Here is a 24,447-nt window from a genome sequence, read left to right on the forward strand (position 1 = left end):
CTGCTTATAGCTCTTTGGCAGCACTCTGTGTGCTAAATGCGCCAATCCACCGAGGAAATATTATGTCTGCACTTTTCACGCCGTTTACGCTGAAAGACGTCACCCTGAAAAACCGCATTGCCGTTCCGCCAATGTGCCAGTATTCCGCCACCGATGGCGTGCCGAACGACTGGCATCAGGTGCATTACGCCACGCTGGCACGCGGCGGCGCGAGTCTGGTGATTGTCGAAGCGACGGCCGTATCGCCGGAAGGCCGGATCACCCCGGGATGTCTTGGGATCTGGAACGATGAACAGGCCGCTGAACTGGCGAAAATCGCCAAATCTATCAAAGCCGCAGGCGCGGTACCGGGGATCCAGATCGGACATGCAGGCCGTAAAGCCAGCGCCAATCTGCCGTGGGAAGGGGACGATCATATTGTGGAAGGCGATCCGCGTGGCTGGGCGACCCTTGCGCCATCCGCTGTCGCATTCGGCAAACATCTGCCAAAAGTGCCGAAAGAAATGACCAAAGCCGATATCCAGCGCGTGATGGCGGATTTTGTCGCTGCCGCAAAACGCGCACGCGATGCCGGTTTTGAATGGCTGGAACTGCATTTTGCCCACGGCTATCTGGCACAAAGCTTCTTCTCCGTGCATTCCAACACCCGCACTGACGAATACGGCGGTGACTTCGCCGGTCGCAGCCGTTTCCTGATTGAGACTTTCGATGCCGTTAACGCGGTCTGGCCGAAAAACCTGCCGATCACCGCGCGTTTTGGCGTGATCGAATACGACGGTCGCGATGAAGAAACGCTGGCGGAATCCATCGAACTGACCCGTATCCTGCGCGAAAAAGGGCTGGATATGCTCAACGTCAGCGTCGGTTTCTCCACCTGGGAAGCACAGGTTCCCTGGGGTGCCGGTTTCCTGGCGCCGGTGTCGCGCCGCGTGCGTGAAGAGGCTGGTTTGCCGGTGGCAAGCTCATGGGGCGTTGCGTCGGCAGACGTGGCCGAGCGTTGCATCAGCGAACAAGATATGGATCTGGTGATGATTGGCCGCGCAATGCTCGCCAACCCGCATTATCCGTATGCGCTGGCAAAAGAACTGGGCGAAGACAATCCTTCGTGGGTTCTGCCTGCGCCTTACGCGCACTGGCTTGAGCGTTACAGCATTCAGTGATCATTGCTGATGAATCAGTGAAATAACCGGCAGGCAGAAGTCTTCTTCTGCCTGTTTTTTTGCCCGCCATCCAGATATAAAAATCAGAAATGGTAAGTATCACAAGGTGTGATTTCCGTAATATCTCAGCCCTGCGTATTCTTTATGCACGCCAGCCTGCGGGCTGTTCCCTGTACATAACTCAATACAAAGGAAGTAAATATGAATGCGATTCACTGGCCGCAAGGCTATATCCCCGGCGAAACCGACAACTTCGCGTCAAACGAAATGATCATCACCGGCGTGACGGTTGACGAACTCTGGGCACAACTGGATAACACTGCCGCCTGGCCGGTGTATTACAGCAACGCGTCTGATATTGCTTTCTACGACGGCACGGGGCCGGGCCTGAGCGACGGTGCCCGTTTCCGGTTCAGTACCTTTGGTTTCCCGGTCGAAGCGCAGGTGACGGAATACGTGCCGCCGGTCAACGGGCAGCCAGCGCGCATGGCGTGGCACGGCTGGGCAGAAGGCGACGCCGACACCCGTCTCGACGTGCATCACGCGTGGCTTATCGAAGAACTTTCCGGCGGCCGTGTGCGTATCCTGACGCAGGAAACGCAAAACGGTAAACCGGCACGCGATTTAGCGGTAACCCGACCTAACCCGATGATCAACGGCCATCAGGAATGGCTGGACGGAATGATCGGGGCGGCTCGTAAAATGCGCAGCTAATTTTCAGCGCGTTACATTTTGCTACGAGGCAGGCCGCAAGCCCTGCCTCTTTTCTTTTCTGTCCTTTCAATCCTTTCCAAATGAACGCAAAATCTCACCCCTGACAGGCGATAACAAGGGATGCGGGCGTGAATTCAGGTTTGATGGTATTACACGGAAATCACTCAGAGGCGCTGAGGGATGTGCTGGTCACGTGGATGGCGGCGCATCCGCTGTCGCCGCTGGAAAACGAAGTGATTCTGGTGCAAAGCAACGGCATCAACCAGTGGCTGAAACTGGCGCTGGCGCGTGATGTGGCGGACGGTGGCTGCGGAATTGCGGCGGCGCTGGATATCAAGCTTCCGGCGCGTTTTTTCTGGCAGGTTTACCGCGCGGTGCTTGGCAAAGAACAGGTGCCGGAATCGTCCCCGTTTGACCGGCCGTTGCTGACCTGGCGACTGATCCGCCTGTTGCCTGAACTGCTGGCAGAACCGGTGTTTGCGCCGCTGGCCCGTTTCTTAAAAGAAGACGGCGACATGCGTAAACTGCATCAGCTGGCGCAGCGTCTGGCGGATTTATTCGATCAGTATCAGGTTTACCGTGCCGACTGGCTGGAAGACTGGGGCATCGGGCAGGACGTCCTGCGCACCAGCCGCCAGGGCAGCGAACCCTTACCGGAAAACCTGCTGTGGCAGCCGCAACTGTGGCGTGCGCTGCTGGCGGATGTGCCTGAAAACGAGCGCGGCACCAGCCGTGCGGCGCTGCATCAGCGTTTTCTGCAACATGCACAAACCCTTCCTGAAGATCCGCGTCCGGCCGGATTGCCCTCGCGGCTGGTGGTGTTCGGTATTTCCTCGCTGCCGCAACAATCCCTTGAAGTGCTGGCGGTACTGGGGCGCTGGACACACATCTTTATGTGCGTGCATAACCCGTGCGAACACGACTGGAGCGATATCATCGCCGATAAAGATCTGCTGCGTGCGGAGCGGATCCGGCAATTACGCAAGCCGGGCATGCCGCAGGTGATCGCTGAAGATGAACTTCATCAGCATGCGCATCCGCTGCTCGCGGCATGGGGCAAGCAGGGGCGCGATTATATCGGCCTGCTGAATGAATATGACAACCACGAATCCTATGCTTCGCAGCTTGCGCCGGTGATCCCGCGTATCGACCTCTTTACCTCAAACGGCACCGACACCTTGTTGCACCAGTTGCAGGAAGACATTTTGCAGCTGCGTCCGCTGGCGGAAACGATCGAAGAATGGCCTGCGGTGGATGTTCAGCAGGACGATTCCCTGCGTTTCTTTATTACCCACAGCGCGCAGCGCGAAGTGGAAGTGCTGCATGACCGGTTGCTGGCCGCGCTGGCGGCTGATCCGACGCTGAAAGCCCGCGACATTATCGTGATGGTGCCGGATATCAACGGCTATGCGCCGCACATTCAGGCGGTATTTGGCCTGACGGAACGCAGCGACCCGCGCTATATCCCGTTTACCGTTGCCGATCAGGGGCCGCGCCAGAACAACTCCTTACTCGGTGCGCTGGAAAGCCTGCTCAGCCTGCCGCAGTCGCGTTTTGCCGTCAGCGATCTGCTGGATTTACTCGACGTGCCTTCCGTGCGTCAGCGTTTCGGCATCGAAGAAGAGCAACTGCCGCTGCTGCATCGCTGGATACGTGCCGCTAACGTGCGCTGGGGGCTGCATGCGGAACAGCGTCAGAGCCTCGAACTGCCGTTATCGCCGGAGCAAAACAGCTGGTTCTTCGGCCTGCAACGTATGCTGCTCGGTTATGCGGTGGGCAGCGGCGAGGCGTGGGCGGATATCGAACCGCTGGATGAAATCGGCGGGCTGGATGCGGCGCTGATCGGTCCGCTGTCGCATCTGCTCAACTGCCTCGACGACACCTGGCGTCAGTTGCGTGAACCCGCGACGCCGCCGGTGTGGGGCGAACGCCTGCGCGACATCCTTTCTCAGTACTTCAGCGAGGATGACGGCGAAGACGGCTTCATTTTAGTGCGTCTGCATGGCGAGCTGGAAACCTGGCTGGCTGCCTGTGAAAGCGTCGATTTGCAGGCTGAACTGCCGCTGTCGGTGGTGCGCGATCACTGGCTGGCGCAGTTCGACCAGTCAGGTCTGACACAGCCATTCTTCGGCGGGGCGGTGACCTTTGCCACCCTGATGCCGATGCGCGCCATTCCGTTCCGCCACGTCTATCTGCTGGGCATGAATGACGGCGATTATCCGCGTAACCGCGTGCCGATGGATTTTGACCTGATGGGGCGTGATTACCGTCCGGGTGACCGTTCCCGCCGCGAAGATGACCGTTACCTGTTCCTTGAGGCGCTGCTTTCTGCCCGTGAGCGTCTGCATATCAGCTGGGTTGGTCGCAGCATTCACGACAATACCGAACGGCCGCCTTCCGTGTTGGTGGCACAGTTGCGCGACCATGTGGCGGCGGGCTGGAAAGCGGAAAATGGCGGGGAGCTACTGCCTGCGCTGACCGTCGAACATCGTCTGCAACCGTTCAACCGCGATTACTTCAGTCAGGGCAGCACGTTGTTCAGCTATGCCCACGAATGGCGCGCCGGTCTGGAAGCCGAAGCCGCCGCCGTGGTGGCGCAACCGCTGCAACCTGTTGAACAGGAAGGCGCGCTGACACTGCGGCAGTTGTCGGATTTTCTGTCCGACCCGGTGCGCAGTTTCTTCCGCCAGCGGCTGAACATCTATTTTGAGCTGGAAGATCCCGGCAGCGAAGATCAGGAGCCGTTCGACATCAATGCGCTGGAAAACTGGCGTTTGCAGGATGAACTGATCCGCGCGCAGAAACAGGCACTGGAAGCAGGCGTTTCGCGGCAGGATGTGTTGCGTCAGCAACTTGAACGCATTGAGCGGCGCGGCGAACTGGCTCCGGGCGAGTTCGCTGCGGTGCTGAGCGAAGATCTCGCCGAGCCGATGGACACCTTGTTTGCCAGTTATCAGCAGGTACTCGATAACTGGCCGCAACCGCTGGCAAATGAGGCGCTGGAAGATGACACCGGCGGCGTGATGTTCTCCGACTGGCTGAGTGAACTGCGGGCAAATGCGGCGGGCGACCGTGCGCGCGTGGTGCTGGAAAGCATCGGCATCATGACCAAAGAGCGCAGTTACCGCTTTGACCGCCTGCTGCCTTACTGGGTCGCACACCTCGCCGGACACCTTAACGGACAGCCGATGCACACGGTGATCGTCAGTAAAAACGGCACTGCTGAACTGCCGCCGCTGGATATTGCACAGGCGCAGGACATATGGAAAACGCTGATTACCACGTGGAAAGCGGGGCAGTTACGCCCGTTGCCGCTGGCAGTGAAAACCGCCTTTGTCTGGCTGAAAAAAGAGGGCACGGAAAACAGCGCGCCGGACAGCGATGCCTGGCTGGCTGCCCGTGACAGTTATGAGAATCACGATCCGGCTAACATGAAATTTGGTGAACGCGACAGCAATGCCTATCTGGCCCGCGCATGGCCGGATTTTGCCACGCTATGGGCAGACGGCGAGTTTGCCCGGCTGGCTGATACGCTGCTGACCCCATTAATCAGTCACCTTTCCCGCAGCAAAAAAGGAGCGAAGGAATGACGGAACAAACGTTGCCCTCACCCCTGAACGTACTGAACTTCCCGCTGACGGGCAGCCGCCTGATCGAAGCCAGCGCCGGGACCGGCAAAACCTTCACCATCGCCGCGCTGTATGTGCGGCTGGTGCTCGGTCACGGTGGCGACAATGCCTTCAGCCGCCCGCTGACACCGCCGGAAATTCTGGTGGTGACATTTACCGACGCGGCCACCAAAGAACTGCGCGATCGAATTCGCGAACGGCTGTCGACGGCGGCAGCGTGTTTTTTAGAAGATCCGCTGGCGCCTTCAGCCTGCGATGAATTTTTGCAGGATCTGCGCGCGGAATATACGCCGGAGCAGTGGCCGGGCTGTGCGCGCAAGCTGCAACTGGCGGCGGAGTGGATGGATGAATCTGCCGTATCGACCATTCACGGCTGGTGTAACCGTATGCTTGGCGAGCACGCATTCGACAGCGACAGCCTGTTTACCCAGACGCTGGAAACCGATCAGACCGAACTGCTGATGAACGTGGTGCGCGATTACTGGCGCAGTTTTTACTTCCCGCTCAGCGAGGCGGAAATCAAAACGTTACGCGGCTGGTGGCGGTCGCCGGAAGACCTGCACCGCAGCGTAATGCCGTTGCTGGAGTATGCCGACGCACTGGGGTCTGATCAGACGCCCGCCGAGGTGTGCGAGACGGTCAATAACCAGAAAGCCGCAGAACTGGCGGCGCTGAAACAAGACTGGCCGCAATGGACGCAGGAACTGCGCACCATGCTCGAAGGTGCGGTGGCGGCGAAAGTGGTCGATGGCAAAAAAATTCAGGCGCGGTTTTTCAATCCGTGGCTGGAAAAACTGCACACCTGGGCGACGACGGACGACGTGATACCGGATCTGAAAACGGGCTGGACGCGCCTTACTCCCGCCGGTTTAAGGGAATGCTGGAAACAGGGCGATCCCCCTGAACATCCGGCGCTGACGGCGATGGAAACCCTGAAAGCCCGTCTTGAAAGCCTGCCGGACGCCCGCAGCGGTTTGCTGCAACACGCCTGCCGCTGGATCCAGCACCGCTTTGACGCTGAGCAGCAAAAGCGTGCACAGATGGGTTTCAATGATTTGCTGACCCGTCTCGATACCGCCCTGCGCAGCGACAACGGTGCGCGGCTGGCGGAGATCATCCGCACGCAATTTCCGCTGGCGATGATCGACGAATTTCAGGATACCGATCCGCTGCAATACCGTATTTTTGACGCCGTTTACCGCGTGGCGGAAAACGCGCCGGAGCAGGGGCTGATCCTGATCGGCGACCCTAAACAGGCGATTTATGCCTTCCGTGGCGCGGATATTTACACCTATCTGCGCGCCCGTCGCGATACCGGTGGCCGTCACTACACGCTGGCGACCAATTTCCGTTCCACCCGCGCGATGGTGGCGTCAGTCAATCAGGTGTTTGAACTGGCAGAGAAGCGCCGCGCAGGGGAGGGCGCGTTCCTGTTCCGTCGTGACGGTGACAATCAGGTGCCGTTCCTGCCGGTGGAAGCCAAAGGGCGCGCCGACACGCTGGTGATTGATGATGCCGAAGCGGCGGCGATGACGCTGTGGTACCCGGAAAATCAGCCGGACACCTTGCCGAAAACGCAGTATGTCCAGCTGATGGCCGAAGGCTGTGCAACGGAAATCGTCCGCTTGTTGCGCCTCGGCCAGCAAGGGGCTGCCGGTTTCGGGCTGCCCGGTGAAACCCTGAAACCGGTAATGCCGGGCGATGTGGCGGTGCTGGTGAATACCGGCCGTGAAGCGGCGGCGGTGCGCACCGCGCTGTCGAAACGCGGCGTGCGCAGTGTTTATCTTTCCGATAAAGAATCGATTTTTGAAAGTGCGCAGGCGGGGGAGTTGCAATACTGGCTGGCGGCCTGTGCCGCGCCGGAAAACGACCGTCTGCTGCGCGCTGCCCTTGCCACGCCTTCGCTCAACCTCAGTTGGGAGGCGCTAGACCGGCTGAATCAGGACGAGAATGAGTGGGAACGCTACGTGCAACAATTTCAGGCGTTTCGCACCTGCTGGCGCAAGCAGGGCATTTTGCCGATGCTGCGCCGCCTGATGTGGGAATTCGACGTGCCGCGCCGTCTGCTTGGCCGGGGCGACGAGCGTGCGCTGACCGATCTGCTGCACCTTTCCGAACTGCTGCAACAGGCCAGCGTGCAACTCGACGGCGAACATGCGCTGATCCGCTATCTGGCGGAACAATGTCAGGATGAACATCAGGGCGGCGATGCCCGCAAACTGCGTCTCGAGAGTGATGCGGATCTGGTGAAAGTGGTCACGGTACATAAATCCAAAGGGCTGGAATATCCGCTGGTGTTCCTGCCGTTTGCCTGTGCGTTCCGCGCGGTTAAAAAACAGGATTCACCGCTGAAATGGCATACGCCGGAAGGTGAACTGGAAGTCGCGCTGAGTGCGACGGATGAGCAACTGGTGCAGGCCGACCGCGAGCGTCTGGGCGAGGATCTGCGTAAGTTTTATGTGGCGCTGACCCGCTCACGTTACGCGCTGTGGCTAGGTATGGCACCGCTGAAAGAGTTCGAAAAGAGCGCGCCCGGTTATCTTTTCCACGGTGGGGAAACCATTGAGGCGGATGCGCTGCCTGCGAGTTTGCAGGCGCTGGAAACGGAAAACATCCGTGCCTGGCCGCTGCCCCTGCCGGACGGTGCCCTTTATCGCAGTGAGCAGACGCTGCCGGCGCTCGGGCCACGTCCGCCACTGCGTACCCATAAAGGGCCGCGCTGGTGGGTGACGAGTTTCTCCGGCCTGCAAATCGCGGCTGCCGGTACGTATATCGTGGCCGAAAACCTGAACCGTGAGCCGCTGGCTGAAATCGAAAGCGCCGCGCAGGACAGTTATTTAGAAGATCAGAAAATCCGTGATGCCGGAAAAGAACAGCCGGAAGGGCTGCCGCAGCCGATGACCGGTGAAAATTTGTATGCTTTCCCGCGCGGCCCTGCGCCGGGTAATTTCCTGCACGGTTTGCTGGAATGGGCGGGTGACGAAGGGTTTGCCGCGCTGGCGGCCGATCCGGCGAAAATCGCCGATCAGGTTGCCCGGCGTTGTAATACGCGGGGCTGGGAAAAATGGATCGTGCCGCTGACCGGCTGGCTGACCGCGTTACTGACGCAACCGCTGGGCTTGCCTGACGGTACCACTTTCACGCTGGCGGAACTGCCGCCTTATCAGGTGGAAATGGAGTTCTGGTTCCCGCTGACGCAGGTGCCGACCCGCCACCTCGACCGGCTGGTTCAGCAATACACGCTGGAAGGAGCGGAGCGCGCACCGCTGGTGGCGGAAGATCTCAACGGTATGCTGAAAGGCTTTATCGATCTGGTGTTTGAGCACAACGGGCGTTATTACGTGCTGGATTACAAATCTAACTGGCTCGGCGATGACGCCAGCGGGTATGACCAGAACACCATGACGCAATCGATGCGGGATCACCGCTACGATTTGCAGTTCACACTGTACCTGTTTGCGCTACATCGTCTGCTGAAATCCCGTCTGCCGGACTACGACTATGACCGGCACATTGGCGGCGCAGTCTATCTTTTCCTGCGCGGCAGCCACGCGCCGGGTAATGGCGTCTGCGTTCAGCGGCCGGATAAAGCGTTAATGGAACAACTCGACGCGCTGTTCAGCGGCAGTGAGGCACATGTATGAAAATCAACAGCCGGGAAGATATCGCACAACTGCTGGCAAGCTGGGTGGAATGTGGCTGGCTGCGCGAACTGGATCGCGCACTGGTGACGTTTCTGGCGAAGGAAGCGCCGGATGCTCATCCGCTGTTATTGCTGGCGACCGCGCTGACCAGCTATCAGCTGGGGCGCGGCCATGTGTGTCTGGACTTGCAGGCCACGCTCGATGATAGCGCCTTTTCACTTTCGCTGCCGCCTGACGGCGATCATGCCGATGGCGCGGTGATCCGCCCCGCCGCCGTGCTGGAACACCTGACGCTGACGGAGTGGCTGTCGGCGCTGGCGCACCCGACGCTGGTCAGCGAAGGCGCAGGCAATTCGCCGCTGGTGCTGGCCGGTCAGCGACTGTACCTGCGCCGTTACTGGCAGTACGAACAAAATGTCCGCACGGCGATAGAACAACGTCTGACGCGCAGCGCACTGCACACCTTGCCGGTGGCATCGCTGCGCGCACCGCTTACGGCGCTGTTCCCGCCGGACGGTAAATCACAGGCCGCCAACTGGCAGAAACTGGCCTGTGCGCTGGCCGCGGGCAATGCATTCAGCATTATTACCGGCGGGCCGGGCACCGGTAAAACCACCACGGTGGTGCGCCTGCTGGCGTTGTTGCAGACACTGGCGCTGGAAGAACACGGCCAGCCGCTGCGTATCCGTCTGGCGGCACCGACCGGCAAGGCAGCGGCGCGTCTCAATGAATCCATTGCCGGTGCGGTGTCGAAGCTGGATCTCAGTGCGCTGGGCAACGGCGATGCCGTGCGCGACAGCATCAACACCGATGTTGTGACTCTGCACCGCCTGCTTGGCAGCCGCCCGGATACCCGGCATTTCCGCCACCATCCGGGGAATCCGTTACTGCTGGATGTGCTGGTGGTGGATGAAGCCTCGATGGTCGATCTGGAAATGATGGCGGCGCTGCTGGCGGCGTTGCCGGAGCAGGCGCGACTGATCCTGCTCGGTGATAAAGATCAGCTGGCGTCGGTGGAAGCGGGGGCGTTGCTCAGTGAATTGTGTCAGCGGGCAGCGGGCGGCCATTATCTGCCGCAAACCCGTGACTGGCTGCAGGAAGTGACCGGCGAATCCATTGCGGATCAGCTGGTTGATCCGCACGGCACGGCGATGGATCAGGCGGTGGTGATGCTGCGTCACAGCTACCGTTTTGATGCACAAAGTGGCATCGGCAGGCTGGCGGAAGCGGTAAACGATGGCGACGTGAAAGGGCTGAAACAGGTCTGGAAACAGGGTTATGCCGATCTGGCGCAACTGACGCTGAGCGCGGACGATGACCGTGAGCTGCGTGACTGGGTGGTGAATGGCGGCGCGAAGCAGTTTCCGGCGGCGGCAACGCGTGAAGGCGTCGAACCCCCGGTCGGCTATCGTCACTATCTGACGATCATGATCAATGAGCGTCCGGCAGACGATGAACCGCCCGAAGCGTTCAACCGCTGGGCCACCAAAGTGTTGCTGGCGTACAGCCAGTTTCAGTTGCTGTGCGCCTTGCGTGGCGGAAACTGGGGTGTAGAAAAACTGAATGAGCGAATTGCTGAAATCCTGAGAAAAGAAGGGCTGCTCAAGGCATCCGTTAACTGGTATCCGGGGCGCCCGGTGCTGGTCACGCGTAACGACTACAGCCAGCGACTGATGAATGGCGATATTGGCATCACGCTGGAGATCCCGCACCGGCTGCCGGACGGTTCCGTCGTGCCGACCTTGCGCGTGGCGTTTCTGGCCGGTGACGGTACGCAGGATATCCGCTGGGTAATGCCGGGGCGTTTGCAGGCGGTGGAAACGGTATTCGCCATGACGGTTCATAAATCGCAGGGTTCTGAATTCACCCATACCGCGCTATTACTGCCGGAAAACCTCAGCCCGATCCTGACCCGTGAGCTGATTTACACCGGCATCACCCGTGCGCGTCACTGGTTCAGTCTGGGATGTGTCGGGGGAATGAATGCGGTGCTGCCGGATGCGGTACAGCGGCGGGTATTGCGTGCCAGCGGATTAATTGAAAGCGCCTAGTGCGGATACCTGAACGGTAAAAATCAGTATTCGTATTCGTGAATTTTGAGGGGCTTACGATGTGGGCGGGCTTTCTGGCCCGCCACTTTTGTGGCCTTGAGCGGATCGCCAGCCACAAACTCCAGTGTCGGTGAATAATAAAAAGGCAGCCAGCCGCCGTAGCCATTCTCCCACTCCCAGCGAACCGGGCAGGGCCAGAGAATGTCTTCGTGCATGATGTAATACGTCCATCGCCCATGAGGACGACGAGGTTTGGGTGTTTTCATAAACGGTCAGACGGGCTCTTAACAATCACTAAGGATATTCTGGCTCGCGTAGCGGAAGGTTTCAACCCCCTGACCGGGTTGATGCTTATTTAATCAGTTTCAGAAGGGGTAATTTGCAAAACTTTACCCCCAGATCATCGCCGCCCAGCGCAACAGCATCAGTGCGCCGCAGATACACAGCAGTACCACAACCATTTTCCAGTGTTTGGCCATCATCCGTTTCGTTACCATTTCTCCTCCTGCCATCAGGGCATGTTAGTGCGCCATGTGCTCATCCACATAGTGAATCACCTGCTCTTTCAGTTCAGGTACGGCCTGATCGGCGAGCCACTCAAACGCCAGCAGCACCAGGGCTGCGGCGGCAATTACTGACAAAAGTATAACGGCTTTATTACGTGCTTCCATGATTCTCATTGCTTCTGTATTGCCTGTTTTTTACTCTAACAGAATAAGCCGCAACGGGGGCGGCTTCAGTATTCTGGTTCCGGAAAGGTTTAAGAAATTATACCTTTTCAGCGGTTTCCAAACTTTGATCCCGTTCCTTCTCACTATGCATTTGCGGATGACGGGCACCCGGCCTGAAGCCATGTTGCCGCGCCCGCCATGCGATACAGAGTCCGGCAACAATCAGTATCAGCATGACGGCAGGGAAATCCTCGATACCGGCGGTTTCCAGCAGCACGCCACCTGCCAGTCCGCCACCGGCAATCGCCAGATTCCAGGCTACCACGACCATAGATTGCGCCATGTCGGCGTGTTCTGCCGCCGCGTCCCCGATGGCCGTTTGCAGCAGCGTGGCGGCTCCGCCAAATGTCAGCCCCCACAGTGCAATGCACAATGTCACGGTCAGCGGCGAATGGCTGTTAAATATCAGCCCGAGCGAGAGCAGGGCAAAGGCCAGCAGGCTGACCAGCAGGGTTTGCCGCAGGCGTTTATCCACCAGTAAGCCCGTCACGCCGATACCGGCCAGCGCGCCGATGCCGAAGACCAGCAATATCTGGTCGGCACGCCCGTTCAGGCCGGACATACGCAGGAAGGGCACGATGTAGGTATAAAGCAGGTTATGCGCCAGCATCCACAGCATGATCACCAGCAAAATGCTGCGCACGCCCGGCATCATCAGCACATGGCGTAAAGGCTGACGCTGACCGGCGGCCTGGCCGGGGTAATCCGGCACTTTGCGGATCACCCAGACGATCAGCAACAGCGTGACGGCAGACATCACGCCAAAAGCCATACGCCAGCCAAGCTGCGTTCCCATCCATGTGCCGAGCGGAACGCCAACCGAAAGCGCCAGCGGCGTGCCGACCATCGCCACCGACAATGCCCGCCCCTGTTGCTCCACCGGCACCATCCGCCGTGCATAGCCTGCCAGCAATCCCCACGCCAGCCCTGCCGCCGCTCCGGCCATCCAGCGCGCAAACAGCGTCAGCAGATAATTTTCCGAGAAAGTGGTGAGGGTGTTGAAGACCAGAAAACCGCCGATCGCGGTCAGTAGCGCGGTACGCCGGTTCCAGCCCCGGGTCAGGGCGGCCAGCGGGATGACCGCCATCAGTGACCCGGCGGCGTAAAGGGTGATGAGCTGCCCGGCCATCGCCGGGGAAACGTCAAGCCCGGCGGCAATCTGCGGCAGCAGTCCGGCGGGCAGGGTTTCGGTCATGATGGCGATAAAGCCGGTCAGCGCCATCGCCAGTAACGCGGACAGCGGAAGAGGGGGTTTCAATGCAGTGGAATTCATGCGGTATCTCAGTTTCAGAAAGTGTTAAAGCACGATAGAGCTCTCCTCAGTGCGGAAAAAGTAGGGTAGATTTCCTGAATATGCGGACGCTGATGTCCGCAATCGGGGGAAGCAATGGAAAATCTCAGTAGCCTGACGGTGTTCGTACAGGTGGCAGAAACCCGCAGTTTTGTGGCGGCCGGACGGATATTAGGCGTATCGGCATCGGCGGTAGGGAAAAACATTGCGCGCATGGAAACCCGGCTGAATGTGCGGTTGTTTCATCGCAGCACCCGCAGCGTGACGCTGACCGCCGAAGGGGCGCTGTTTCTTGAACGTTGCCGGCGGATCATGGCGGAACTTGAAGCCGCAGAAAGCGAGTTGTCGCAACTGGCGGAATGCCCGCGCGGCAGGCTGCGGCTGAGTCTGCCGCAGGTCAGCACATTACTGTTGCCGGTGCTGGGTGAATTTATGCGCCGGTATCCGGATATCGAACTGGATCTGGATTTCACCGATCGTATTGTGGATGTGGTGGAAGAAGGGTTCGACGCCGTGGTGCGTACCGGCAAAATGGCGGATTCCCGTTTGTCGATGCGTAAGCTGGGCACGTTCCATCATCTGCTGGTCGGCGCACCGGCCTATTTTGAACAATACGGTACGCCCGCGAAACCGCATGAACTGGCTGATCATCGTTGTCTGCATTTCCGTTTTCCCAACAGCGGAAAACTCGAGCCGTGGCCGTTGCCGGAATATCAGGATTTAGCGCTGCCGGTGTCGATGGTTTGCAATAATATTGAAACGCGCCTGTGTTTTGCCGTGCAGGGGCTGGGCATCGCCTGTCTGCCGGATTTCAGTATCCGTAAGGAACTGGCGCGCGGGCAACTGGTGACGGTTCTGGATGATGATGTAAAGCGCAGTGGCGACTTCTACATTTTATGGCCGTCGGGCGGTTATATGACGCCGAAGTTGCGGGTGTTGATTGATTTTCTCAGCGAAAGGGTTTTCCCTGAAAATCCTGAGCTGGCGCTGCTGTGCCCGTACTAATTCTGTTTTTTGCCTGAGGGAGTGTGTGATGAGTCATTCTGTCTTTATTGAGCGATTTTCTGCCGCCGACCAGCGCGGTGTGGTTGAGGTGATTTTGCCAATCCAGAATCAGGAGTTTGGCATTGCAATAACCGAACAGCAGCAGCCTGATTTGCATGATATTCCGCAGTTTTATCAGCGCGGCAACGGGGATTTTTGGGTCGCCCGCTGTGCGGGGAAAGTGGTGGGCACGCTCGGCCTGAAAGATATCGGCAACGGCCAGACGGCACTGCGCAAAATGTTTGTCAGTGCGCCTTTTCGTGGCAGGGAGTATGGCGTGGCCGCATTATTACTGAATACCTTGCTGCAACATGCGCAGGCGAAAAAGGTGAAAGATATTTTTCTCGGCACGACAGACAAGTTTCTGGCAGCGCATCGCTTTTATGAAAAGAACGGATTTCAGCCCGTCACGGTGGCAGACCTGCCGCCAGATTTTCCGCTGATGGCGGTAGACAGTAAGTTTTACCGGCTAACGTTCTGAACGTTTTATCATCAGTAAAACCGTCCTGACTGAGACATATCAAAACCATCGTCTTTCATACTGCTATCCTCTGTAATATTCAGGGTCATCAGCTCAACGGACAGAGAATGGATCAGCAGCGGCGGTTTGCATTTAATCTTAAACGCCTGATATTGCTTCTGGCACTGGTGAGTACGCTTGTCACCTTGCTCAGCAGCTATCTGGCGATTTTTCAGGTAGAGAAAAAACTTCTTATCGAATCCTCATTGCGGGCGAGTCAGTCGTTCGCGACGCGGCTGTCGCTGACGGCGGATCTGTTCTTCAATGCGGCACAAAAGCAGGTGGCTTACAGTGCCGATTTGCTCGGCGACGAGTTTGACAACATTCAGGCGCTGACCGATGAAGCCGACCGGTTGCAGGTTCAGAGCAAGCGGTTCAGTTCCGTGCTGGTGGTGGATAAAACCGGCGTGGTGCGCGCGGCCTCGCGAAATTCCGCATCGATGGTCGGATTAAAACTGGTCTCTGATGCCAATACCGCCGCGCTGACCACGCAAAATCCGGTGCTCAGTTCGCCGTTTCGTACTGCGCAAAACAATCACATCATCGTGCTTTCCGCCCCGATCCGTAATGCGCGCGGCGGCTATCTCGGCTATCTGGCGACCGAAATCGATCTGAGTAAAAGCAGTATTGTCGATACGCTGATTAACGCCCGTAATTACCGCAAGGACGCCTATATCTATGTGATCGACCGTGAAGGTGATGTGTTGTACCGCGCGGCATCCGGCTGGATTGAAAGCGTGCCGCAGGGGCATGTGAATAAGGCGCAGCTCGGCGGCCGGGAGCAGGGCTATCTGCGCATGGCAAACCTGCAGGGCGAGGAGTCGCTGGCCGGTTTTTCTACCATGGAAGTCGCGGGCTGGACGGTGCTGGTGTTGCATCCCGCCAAAGCCGACGTGGTGCTTCTGTATAACGTGATGTTGCAGGTTTTACTCTACACGCTGCCGATCGTGATTCTGGTGTTTATCTGTATCTGGCTGCTGACGCGCTATATTTCTCGGCCATTGCGACAGCTCGCCTCGAAAGCGGACACCATGGATTCAGAAGATGTTTCTCAGGAAATTCAGCAGATTAATGCCTGGTATTACGAAGCCTCGAAGCTGAAAACGGTGATGTTACAGGGCATCAGGTTGCTGCATCAGCGCATCGAGCAGCTCAGTACGGAAGCCCACACCGATCCGATGACCGGCCTGCTGAACCGGCGTGGCTTTTATGAGGCCGTGGATAAACAACTGACGGCGTCGTCGCGTATTGCGGTCATCACGCTCGATATCGATCATTTCAAAAAAATAAATGATACCTACGGCCATGACGTGGGGGATAGCGTGATCACACAACTGGCCCGACATATTCTGAGTAATTCCCGGGACGGCGATTTGCTGTGCCGCATGGGCGGCGAGGAGTTTCTGTTGCTGCTGCCCGGCGCGTCACTGACGCAGGCCATTCAGCTTGCCGAGCGTTTGCGTAAACAGGTCGAAGTGCAGCAGTTTGACGGCGCCGGACAGGTGACCATTTCGCTCGGAGTGACCCTGTTCTATCCCGGAAAAGTCAATATCGACGGGGCATTGAAAACGGCAGACAAGGCGCTGTATCAGGCGAAAAATGAAGGGCGTAACCGTGTGGTGAATTTGTAGATTTTGCCGTACGGATCAGGCAGAAAAAGAGAAAAGGCTCAGGCATCGCGCCTGAGCTTTTTTTTAGCGTGAACCCGGCAGCAGGGATTCAGTACATTTGAAGACGTCATCGCGGAATTTCCGTGATGCGTCGTCCAGATCCGCCTGATTAGCGACATCTGCACGGTTGGCTTCCAGCGCCTGATTGACCGCAATGGTAAACGCATTTTCCTGGCTGGCATTCAGCACGTTGCCCACGCTGCCAAACAGCAGACGCATGGCGGAAATCTGTACCAGCAGTTCACGGTTTACGCGTTCGAGCTGGTCTACGCGTTTGTTCAGGGTATCGTCGTTCATCAGTGTCTCCTTATTGAATTGCCGCACACCATAACAAAAGCGCCGCCGCGAAAAAACCGCCTTTCGCCAGCGGGCGGTTTCCTGCGGGTTTATCGCACCATCTGCTGCATCTGGCGGCTCAGTTGCATCAGTTGCGCATTCAGCGGCACCAGTTGCTGCTGGATGGCGTTGTATTTATCCAGCTGCTTCTGGTTGGCAAATTGCAGCCGGTTGCCGGTGATGGTGACATTTTTGCCCTGACTTTTGATAAAGTCGGCCTTCGCCACAATCAGGTTCAGCACCTGCGGCAGGAGATCAAACACCTGTCCGGTGATCTCGGACGGTTTGACGATGGTTTTTTCATACGCCTGATCGTAAACCTTTTTCAGGTCTTCCGGCTGTTTCAGCGCGGCACGCTGGCTGTCGGCCTGCGTTCTCAGCTGCACGATTTTTTCTTTCCATTTCACACTGCTGTCCGCCATTTTCTTCAGATCATCGCGCTGTTCCAGCAGATTGTTCACGCTGTTGACCCCGTTCATGCCGGCAAAAACCGGCACCAGCGAGGAATCCAGTTCAATGTTCATCTGACGATGAAAGCCGGTGATGATGGCGTAATCTTTGCTGTAATCACCCAGCTCTTTTTTCTGGGCTTCAGTCAGTTGCGGGACGGCCAGTACGGGCTTGTTCAGGATCCGCGACTGAAGAAAATCGATAAACGCTTTCCGCTGTGCGGGTTCTTTGTCACCGCAGGCGCTGATGGCGAAAATCATCAGCAACATCATAAAAGGCAGCAGAAAGGCGCGGTTAAAGGCTGAGGTGCGGGGGGATGAGTGCATAATTTCCTTGTTCCTTTATCTCCATCTTCAGAGTCTTAACCTTAACGCATAAAGATAATTTTTTGCTAGATCGGCATGGCTATCTTCGCTAACGTCACTGTCAGATGCATTCATTCAGGGAACGTATAACTTTGAACCATAAGTCATTTTCGATTAAACAGATCGCGGCGCTGCTGACGATCCTGATCCTTGCCGGATGTACATCCACGAAAAAAACCGCCACACCGGCTCAAAATCCCCGCGACGTGAAAGCCGATATCGTGCGGCTGTTACCCGCGTCCGCGCCGGATAAGAAGGGCTGGGCCACGGATATCACGGCGGCGTTTACCGCGCAGGACATTCCGGCGACCACGGAAAATATCTGTTCCGTACTGGCGGTGGCGCAGCAGGAATCCAATTTTAACGCCGATGCGCCGGTGCCGGGTCTCGGGAAAATCGCCTGGAAGGAAATCGACCGGCGTGCGGATGCCGTGCATGTGCCGAATTTTCTGGTGCATACGGCACTGCTGCTGAAATCGCCGAACGGAAAATCCTACAGCGAGCGGCTGGATAACGTCAAAACCGAGAAACAGCTGAGCGCCATTTTCGATGATTTCATTGATATGGTGCCGATGGGGCAGACGCTGTTCGGCAACCTGAACCCGGTGCATACCGGCGGCCCGATGCAGGTCAGCATTGCCTTTGCCGAGCAAAATGCCAAAGGCTACCCGTATCACGTTGAGGATTCGATCCGCAACGAAGTGTTCAGCCGTCGCGGCGGGGTCTATTTCGGCGTCAAACACCTGCTGGGTTATCCGGCGAATTACACTCAGCCGTTGTACCGCTTTGCCGATTTTAATGCCGGATGGTATGCCAGCCGCAACGCCGCATTCCAGAGCGCGGTCAGTAAAGTGTCCGGCATTCCGCTGGCGCTGGACGGCGACCTGATTAACTACGGCACCGATAAACCGGGCAGCACCGAACTGGCGGTTCGCACGCTGAGCAAGCGTCTGGACATCAGCCAGTCCGCCATCCGCAAGGCGCTGGAGAAGGGCGAGCAGCTGGAGTTTGAAGATACCAGGCTCTATAAACAGGTCTTTGCGCTGGCGGATAAAACCACCGGCAAACGCCAGCCGCGCGAGATGCTGCCGGGCATCACGCTGGAAAGTCCTAAGATTACCCGCAAGCTGACCACCGCCTGGTTTGCCAAACGGGTGGACGGTCGCCGGGCTGATTGCATGAAAAGGGCGGGAGGATAATTCTTAAAGCCTGCCGGTATCGGGCAGGCTGTTTTCTTTTCATTGTGTCCGCAGCCACCGCCACGGGCGGGCTGTGGCTTATTTCCCTTTGGAATATCATCCGCATAAATATAATTGCGATGAAATAAAAGCTTGCTTAATAAATCCTCCTGTGTGTAAATAGCGTCAACGGTTTGTGGTTAAGACCTATTTATGTAAGACATTTTAGTAAAGCAGTTCCTGGTTCAAGTGATATAGCAAATCCTTTCTCCGACGAATTTCCTTCTCTGATGCATCCATAAGTATTTCAAATAAAAACAGACCTATATTGCCCTATGGCATCATAAAATAAAAACGAAGAAGGTATTTCCTATGTCTAATAAAATGACTGGTTTAGTAAAATGGTTTGACGCTGGTAAAGGTTTCGGTTTCATCTCCCCTGCAGACGGCAGCAAAGACGTGTTCGTTCACTTCTCTGCTATCCAGAGCAATGATTTCAAAACCCTGGACGAAGGTCAGAACGTTGAGTTCACCATCGAAAATGGTCAGAAAGGCCCATCAGCGGGTAACGTTGTCGTTCTGTAATGTCGCCTGATATTGAAGGCAAACACTCTGCAATAGCGAAGATGGGTTAAACCCGGAGCAGCCAGAATAATTGTTTCAATATCGACATTATCAATGACAAAAATAAGCCCTGGCCAACGCCGGGGTTTATTATTTCTACGCTTCTGAATTTATTATCAGGAGCCACAACAGACAAACCGGTTCTCCTTTTTAAATTCCAGCCGTTTTTTCTGTTGTGCAAAGGCCGTGCTCAGGCCGCGTAATGTTGGAGTGTGGGATGGACGCTTACGCCATAATATGACGGCCGGGAAAGCACCGGCACTTCTTTACTTCATCCTTTGGGCTGACTCTGCGTTGGCTGCCTTCACTCACCCCAGTCACATACTGATGTATGCTCCCGGGGACTCGCTCAGTTGCCGCCTTGATTCAACCCAAATGCTTCGTAAATAAGCCGTGTATTCGATCCCAAATCCCAATCCCAATCCAAATGATGCTTTTGCCGGAAAACAGGCAAAAAAAAGCCCGCACGCGGCGGGCAAATAACAGGGTTCTACAGGGGTATAACACAGGGACTTTACACAGGGACATCACACAACATTTGATGGATTTAAGATAACAAACGCTGTGTATGTTTTTGTCATGGCCCGGTAAGGTTAATCCAGCAGATGTAAGGCTTATTTCTCTGCGTAATGGGAAATCACCTGGTCGATTTTGGCGTCCGCCAATGTAATACCCTTTTGGATCAAAGACTCAGAGCCGATGCTTGCCAGTACGATGACGGCAGCCACCACCATTAATCCTTTCCAGGTCATGATGTAATCCTTGCGTAGTGATCAGTGAATGGCAGCATTATGCGGCGATACCGGATGCATCGCCACCGGGCAGGGGGGAAAACGCGGAAAAAGTGTTATGCGCCTAAATGGCCGACGGTGAAATAGGTCACCAGACCGACGATGACCAGCAGCGCAATGGCGGCTGCGGTGTAGAGCATGATGCGTTTAGGGCTGTAAAATGCCATAAAATATCCTTATTTATCCGTCACAACTCAACGTTGCAGAATCACAGAAGTTCCATCATCAGGGCCATCGCATAGCCGATCCCGACAGAGCCTCCGGCCATGACTAACCAAAATGCTGTTGCTTTCATCTCACACTCCTTGTGCGGGACGGGTTGTCCCATCGATAAGTTTTAAGTCGCAATTATAACAAACATATAATCCATATGGATAAACATGTGCTTTTATTTTAAACAAATCAGCGGAAAGATCCTACCCTGAACTGTGAAGCACCTCGCTAGTGGCGGCATTTTTCCTTGTTTCAACACCGCAGGACGCCAAATGGCTGACGGATGAGGAGAAACTGGCGCTGAGCACGGCATTGAGCACGGAAGCCAGCTCGCGCGATGTGCATACGCAGGGGATGTCGCGCTGGAAGCTGATCACTGATGGCAAAATGGCCTATCTGTGTTTTCTGTTCTTTGTGATGTGTATGACCGGTTACACGCTGGTGTTCTGGCAGCCGGAAATCATTGGCCGCATTCAGGGGCTGTCGCCATTCCAGATCGGTATGCTAAATTCCGTGCCGTGGATTTGCGCCATTATCGCCATCAATATTCTGGGCCGAGTCAGCGACCGTTTCCGGGGAAACCGTGAAACCATTCTGGCGCTGGCGCTGATTGTGGCGGCCATCGGGACCTGTCTGTGCACCTTGGGCAGCCCGTGGTTCGGTCTGTTTGCGCTTTGCGTGGTGTGCATCGGCACCAAATCCAGTGCGGTACTGTTCTGGCCGATCCCGCAGAGTCAGCTGCCGTCCTCCATCGTCGCGCCGGGCATTGCGCTGATCAATTCGCTGGGCAATCTTGGCGGTTTCTTTGCGCCGGCGGTGTTTGGTTATCTGCAACAAACCACCGGCAGCACAACGGCGGGGCTGTATATCCTCAGTGGCATTTCGGTTTTCGCTGCCATCACGCTGTTCTTCACCAAAACTCACCGTACGCCAACACAACCTGAATATCACGCCCCGCAGGGAATGGAGACCAAACGTCATGTCTGATACGCCAAAAATTGTCGAAATGCAGGTTATCCCGGTCGCCGGTTATGACAGCATGCTGCTGAACATTGCCGGTGCGCATCACTGCTATTTCACCCGTATTTTACTGGTACTGAAAGACAACGCCGGACATACCGGTGTGGGCGAGGCACCGGCCACCGGCGTTGTGCTGAAAATCCTCAATGATGCGGTCCCGCATATTGTCGGGCAGGAAATCGGCATCATGAATCAGCTGGTCAGTGATTTGCACAAACGGGATCTGGACGAAAACCGCCAGCCGAAGCCGGTGCTGCCGGGCTTTCGTCCGTGGGATCTCGAGCGGCACCATAATGCGGTCGCGGTGCTGGAAACCGCGCTGCTGGATCTGATGGGGCAGTTCCTCAATCAGCCGGTCGCGCAACTGCTCGGCCCCGGTAAACAGCGCGATGAAGTGCCGGTGCTCGGTTATCTGTTTTATATCGCTGACCGGCAGAAAACCGATCTGGATTATCTGCCGGGAAATGCGCAGGCGGGGCAGCATCCGTGGTATCACCTGCGCCATCAGGAAGCCATGAGCCACGACAAGGTCGTGCAGCTGGCAGAAGCCGCGCAGGATAAATACGGTTTTAAGGATTTTAAACTCAAAGGCGGTGTGCAGGCGGGCGAGGTCGAAATCGAAACGGTCAGGGCGCTGAAAAAACGTTTTCCGCAGGCGCGGATCACCGTCGATCCGAATGCCTCCTGGTCGCTGGATCAGGCGATTTCGCTGTGCAAAGACATGCACGGGATTTTGTCTTACGTGGAAGATCCGTGCGGCGCGGAGCAGGGTTTTTCCGGGCGTGAGACGCTGGCGGAATTTAAACGCGCCACCGGATTACCGGTCGCGACCAATATGATTGCCAACGACTGGCGGCAAATGAGCCATGCGCTGCAACTGAATGCCATCGATATTCCGCTGGCCGATCCGCATTACTGGTCAATGCGCGGGGCGAATACTATCGGCACATTATGCAGCGCGTGGGGGCTGACGCTCGGCTGCCATTCGAACAATCACTTTGATGTGTCGCTGGCGATGCTGGCGCATCTCGGGGCGGCCGCACCGGGTGAGATCACGCCGTTTGATACGCACTGGATCTGGCAGGAAGGCCAGCATCTGACCAAAAATCCGTTACAGATTAAAGAGGGCAAACTGGCGCTGAACGGGCTGCCGGGGCTGGGTGTCGAGCTGGATATGGACGCCGTCGGCATTGCCCATCAGCGTTACAACAACCTGCGGCAAAAAGATCGCGATGATGCGGTTGCTATGCAGTATCTGATCCGCGGCTGGGCATTTGACGGTAAGCGCGCCACGCTGGTGCGCTGACGGGGCTTGTTTCAGGGATTTTTTATTTCAGATAATCGCTGCTGGCGGTCAGTTTATTGTGCGCGCTGGCATCGATCGTCGTCGAAGGGCGGGTACTGCTTTCGCTGGCTTTACGGTTCAGTTCAGAAGCCACTTCCTGTGCACTGGAAGGGTAAGCCTGAGCGAAACTATTAAAGGTGGTCATGGCGATCATCATGCCAAAAAGCGCGAGGGTGGTGCGTTTCATTTTACGGGTGTCCGGTCTGTTCACATTCTGTCATAGGTTTTGCGTGATTCAGCGGCCGATGTTAACTGCTTTATACATAAGAAACGGGAGCTAATTGTGCTCCCGTTCATCATTTATGCTGCGCTCAGCTGCTGTATTACACGTGCTGGAGCGTATTATGACCTGCTTCTGATTTATTCGGTAAGCGAATCGTGGCAGAAAGAACCAATGACACAATCAATAATACAGTGATGATGCTGAAGGTCACCGCAAAGCCACCGAACAGGGACGCGACCAGGGACGCGAAGATGCTGCCGATACCGAAGCCGAGATACAGCAGGCCGTAGTTTTTGGTCATGTTGTTCAGGCCGAAGAAGTCGCTGACCAGTGAAGGGTAGACGGTGATGGTGCCGCCGAAACTGAAGGCGACGCAGGCCACGGAGAGGAAGAACATCATTTCATTCATCTGCGTGAACAGCATCAGGCTCATACCGGCCAGTGACACAATCTGCGCGATAGAAATCACGCGGATACGCTGCATTTTGTCGGACAGCACACCCAGCACCAGACGGCCACTCAGGTTGGCAATCGCAATCACGGTCACGGCATTGGCGGCGGTCAGGGCATCCAGTTTGACCAGGCTCTGGCCGATATCTTTCGCCACACCAATCACATACAAACCACTCATGCAGGCGGTCAGGAACATCAGCGCCAGCATCCAGTATTGCGGTGCGCGGATGGCTTCGGCCAGCGTGAAATCACGGCTGTCATTGCTGTTGTCATTCAGGCTGTTTTCTTCACGGGTGACATTCGCATTCGCCGCGGAATTTTCCTGTTTCGGCGCATCTTTCATCATCAGCGCCCCGGCAATCACCATCACCATCGCCACACCGCCCCAGATCATAAAGGTATTTTGCAGACCTTCTGTCGCCAGCAGATGACCACAGACGAATTTGAATAACAGGCTGCCGAGACCGTACGCCCCGATAGAACAGGCGGAGATCAGACCTTTGCGTTCAGGGAACCATTTCACGCAGTTGGTGAGGGTCAGCAGATACCCGGCACCGTCCGCCAGACCGACCAGCACACCGGCGCTGATGTACAGCATGATGACGTTATCGGAATGAGCGGTCAGCGCGAAACCCGCCGCCATCAGCAGACCGGCGGCGATAGTGACGGTACGCACACCGAAACGTTCCTGAAGTTTACCCGCCACGGAAGAGGCCAGCGCCAGACACAGGCTGAGGATACCGAAGGTCAGCGCGACGCGGCTGATGGGCTCACCGAGTTTCTCGGACAACTGACCGTTAAACAGGCTCCAGGTATAAACAGAACCCAGAGCAAGCTGAGTAAGAATGGTACCGACCAGTGTCAGCCAGCGGGTACGGTTGTAATTCTGCATGCCAGATGTGTCGCTCATAGTGGGTTCTCCCGGGCGAAGTAGATTCAATTAACTGTGGCTATGATAAGTCTGCTGAATGAGGCCGGCGCATTTGCGGAGTGAG

At 56.6% G+C, this 24,447-nt stretch carries 21 protein-coding genes; 12 read left to right on the forward strand and 9 right to left on the reverse strand.

The annotated features are described in order from the left end of the window. The first annotated feature begins 62 nt into the window (after positions 1-62). The 5 genes from EYY67_RS03780 (at position 63) to recD (ending at position 11,198) form a co-directional block, all read left to right on the forward strand. On the forward strand, positions 63-1,160 hold the full coding sequence (locus EYY67_RS03780; RefSeq protein ID WP_131692875.1) for an NADH:flavin oxidoreductase/NADH oxidase: 1,098 nt from the start codon (positions 63-65) through the stop codon (positions 1,158-1,160). 201 nt (positions 1,161-1,361) lie between these two features. Further along, a complete protein-coding gene (locus EYY67_RS03785; RefSeq protein ID WP_095923077.1) occupies positions 1,362-1,874 on the forward strand; it encodes an SRPBCC family protein in 513 nt (170 codons plus the stop codon). A gap of 128 nt (positions 1,875-2,002) precedes the next feature. After that, positions 2,003-5,464 carry an exodeoxyribonuclease V subunit gamma gene (recC, locus tag EYY67_RS03790; RefSeq protein WP_131692876.1) on the forward strand — a complete coding sequence of 1,154 codons (3,462 nt, stop codon included), beginning with the start codon at positions 2,003-2,005 and terminating at the stop codon, positions 5,462-5,464. Beyond that, entirely contained in the window at positions 5,461-9,147 is a 3,687-nt protein-coding gene (recB, locus tag EYY67_RS03795) for an exodeoxyribonuclease V subunit beta (protein WP_131692877.1), read from the forward strand. The genes recC and recB overlap by 4 nt, the downstream gene beginning before the upstream one ends. Then, positions 9,144-11,198, forward strand: a complete 2,055-nt coding sequence (gene recD, locus EYY67_RS03800) for an exodeoxyribonuclease V subunit alpha (RefSeq protein ID WP_131692878.1) — start codon at positions 9,144-9,146, stop codon at positions 11,196-11,198. Before recB ends, recD begins: the two co-directional genes overlap by 4 nt. Positions 11,199-11,221: 23 nt before the next feature. Here the strand turns inward: recD and EYY67_RS03805 are convergent, their stop codons facing one another. The 4 genes from EYY67_RS03805 to EYY67_RS03815 form a co-directional block, all read right to left on the reverse strand. Then, positions 11,222-11,464, reverse strand: coding sequence for a hypothetical protein (locus EYY67_RS03805; protein WP_195817463.1), 243 nt, complete (start codon positions 11,462-11,464; stop codon positions 11,222-11,224). A gap of 123 nt (positions 11,465-11,587) precedes the next feature. Further along, positions 11,588-11,695, reverse strand: coding sequence for a small membrane protein YniD (gene yniD / locus EYY67_RS03810; protein WP_095923072.1), 108 nt, complete (start codon positions 11,693-11,695; stop codon positions 11,588-11,590). A 24-nt stretch (positions 11,696-11,719) separates the two neighbouring features. Continuing rightward, complete coding sequence (locus tag EYY67_RS24445; RefSeq protein WP_162928524.1) at positions 11,720-11,869, reverse strand: hypothetical protein; 150 nt, start codon at positions 11,867-11,869, stop codon at positions 11,720-11,722. A gap of 97 nt (positions 11,870-11,966) precedes the next feature. Continuing rightward, positions 11,967-13,202, reverse strand: a complete 1,236-nt coding sequence (locus EYY67_RS03815) for an MFS transporter (protein WP_131692879.1) — start codon at positions 13,200-13,202, stop codon at positions 11,967-11,969. 114 nt (positions 13,203-13,316) lie between these two features. Between EYY67_RS03815 and EYY67_RS03820 the strand changes: the two genes are divergently transcribed. The 3 genes from EYY67_RS03820 (at position 13,317) to EYY67_RS03830 (ending at position 16,415) form a co-directional block, all read left to right on the forward strand. Further along, positions 13,317-14,225 (forward strand): LysR family transcriptional regulator, encoded by a 909-nt coding sequence (locus tag EYY67_RS03820; protein WP_095923070.1) that lies wholly within the window; start codon positions 13,317-13,319, stop codon positions 14,223-14,225. A 28-nt stretch (positions 14,226-14,253) separates the two neighbouring features. Beyond that, a complete protein-coding gene (locus EYY67_RS03825) occupies positions 14,254-14,745 on the forward strand; it encodes a GNAT family N-acetyltransferase (protein ID WP_095923069.1) in 492 nt (163 codons plus the stop codon). A gap of 107 nt (positions 14,746-14,852) precedes the next feature. Next, positions 14,853-16,415, forward strand: coding sequence for a sensor domain-containing diguanylate cyclase (locus EYY67_RS03830; RefSeq protein WP_131692880.1), 1,563 nt, complete (start codon positions 14,853-14,855; stop codon positions 16,413-16,415). A 63-nt stretch (positions 16,416-16,478) separates the two neighbouring features. Here the strand turns inward: EYY67_RS03830 and EYY67_RS03835 are convergent, their stop codons facing one another. Both EYY67_RS03835 and EYY67_RS03840 read right to left on the reverse strand, forming a co-directional pair. After that, on the reverse strand, positions 16,479-16,751 hold the full coding sequence (locus EYY67_RS03835; protein ID WP_131692881.1) for a hypothetical protein: 273 nt from the start codon (positions 16,749-16,751) through the stop codon (positions 16,479-16,481). An 89-nt stretch (positions 16,752-16,840) separates the two neighbouring features. Further along, entirely contained in the window at positions 16,841-17,566 is a 726-nt protein-coding gene (locus tag EYY67_RS03840) for a DUF3053 domain-containing protein (RefSeq protein ID WP_207391075.1), read from the reverse strand. A 131-nt stretch (positions 17,567-17,697) separates the two neighbouring features. Here EYY67_RS03840 and EYY67_RS03845 point away from each other — a divergent pair, with 131 nt between their 5' ends. Continuing rightward, positions 17,698-18,804: a DUF1615 domain-containing protein gene (locus EYY67_RS03845; protein ID WP_131692883.1), complete on the forward strand. Its 1,107-nt coding sequence runs from the start codon at positions 17,698-17,700 to the stop codon at positions 18,802-18,804. 351 nt (positions 18,805-19,155) lie between these two features. Then, complete coding sequence (gene cspE, locus EYY67_RS03850) at positions 19,156-19,368, forward strand: transcription antiterminator/RNA stability regulator CspE (protein ID WP_013574336.1); 213 nt, start codon at positions 19,156-19,158, stop codon at positions 19,366-19,368. A 653-nt stretch (positions 19,369-20,021) separates the two neighbouring features. On the opposite strand, the gene EYY67_RS24450 is transcribed toward cspE, so the two are convergent. Further along, a complete protein-coding gene (locus EYY67_RS24450; protein WP_162928551.1) occupies positions 20,022-20,159 on the reverse strand; it encodes a hypothetical protein in 138 nt (45 codons plus the stop codon). A 483-nt stretch (positions 20,160-20,642) separates the two neighbouring features. On the opposite strand from EYY67_RS24450, the gene EYY67_RS03855 reads away from it, so the two are divergent. Together EYY67_RS03855 and EYY67_RS03860 are read left to right on the forward strand one after the other, a co-directional pair. Next, a complete protein-coding gene (locus tag EYY67_RS03855) occupies positions 20,643-21,398 on the forward strand; it encodes an MFS transporter (RefSeq protein WP_242675567.1) in 756 nt (251 codons plus the stop codon). After that, positions 21,391-22,737, forward strand: coding sequence for an enolase C-terminal domain-like protein (locus EYY67_RS03860; protein ID WP_131692884.1), 1,347 nt, complete (start codon positions 21,391-21,393; stop codon positions 22,735-22,737). The genes EYY67_RS03855 and EYY67_RS03860 overlap by 8 nt, the downstream gene beginning before the upstream one ends. A gap of 22 nt (positions 22,738-22,759) precedes the next feature. On the opposite strand, the gene EYY67_RS03865 is transcribed toward EYY67_RS03860, so the two are convergent. Together EYY67_RS03865 and EYY67_RS03870 are read right to left on the reverse strand one after the other, a co-directional pair. After that, on the reverse strand, positions 22,760-22,963 hold the full coding sequence (locus EYY67_RS03865) for a hypothetical protein (protein ID WP_095923062.1): 204 nt from the start codon (positions 22,961-22,963) through the stop codon (positions 22,760-22,762). A 136-nt stretch (positions 22,964-23,099) separates the two neighbouring features. Beyond that, the gene (locus EYY67_RS03870) at positions 23,100-24,362 is read right to left on the reverse strand and encodes an L-lactate MFS transporter (protein ID WP_095923061.1); all 1,263 of its coding nucleotides are present in this window, start codon (positions 24,360-24,362) and stop codon (positions 23,100-23,102) included. Positions 24,363-24,447: the final 85 nt, after the last annotated feature.

Origin of the sequence: Rahnella victoriana, assembly GCF_004330295.1 — a bacterium.
GTDB classification, from domain to species: Bacteria; Pseudomonadota; Gammaproteobacteria; order Enterobacterales; family Enterobacteriaceae; genus Rahnella; species Rahnella victoriana.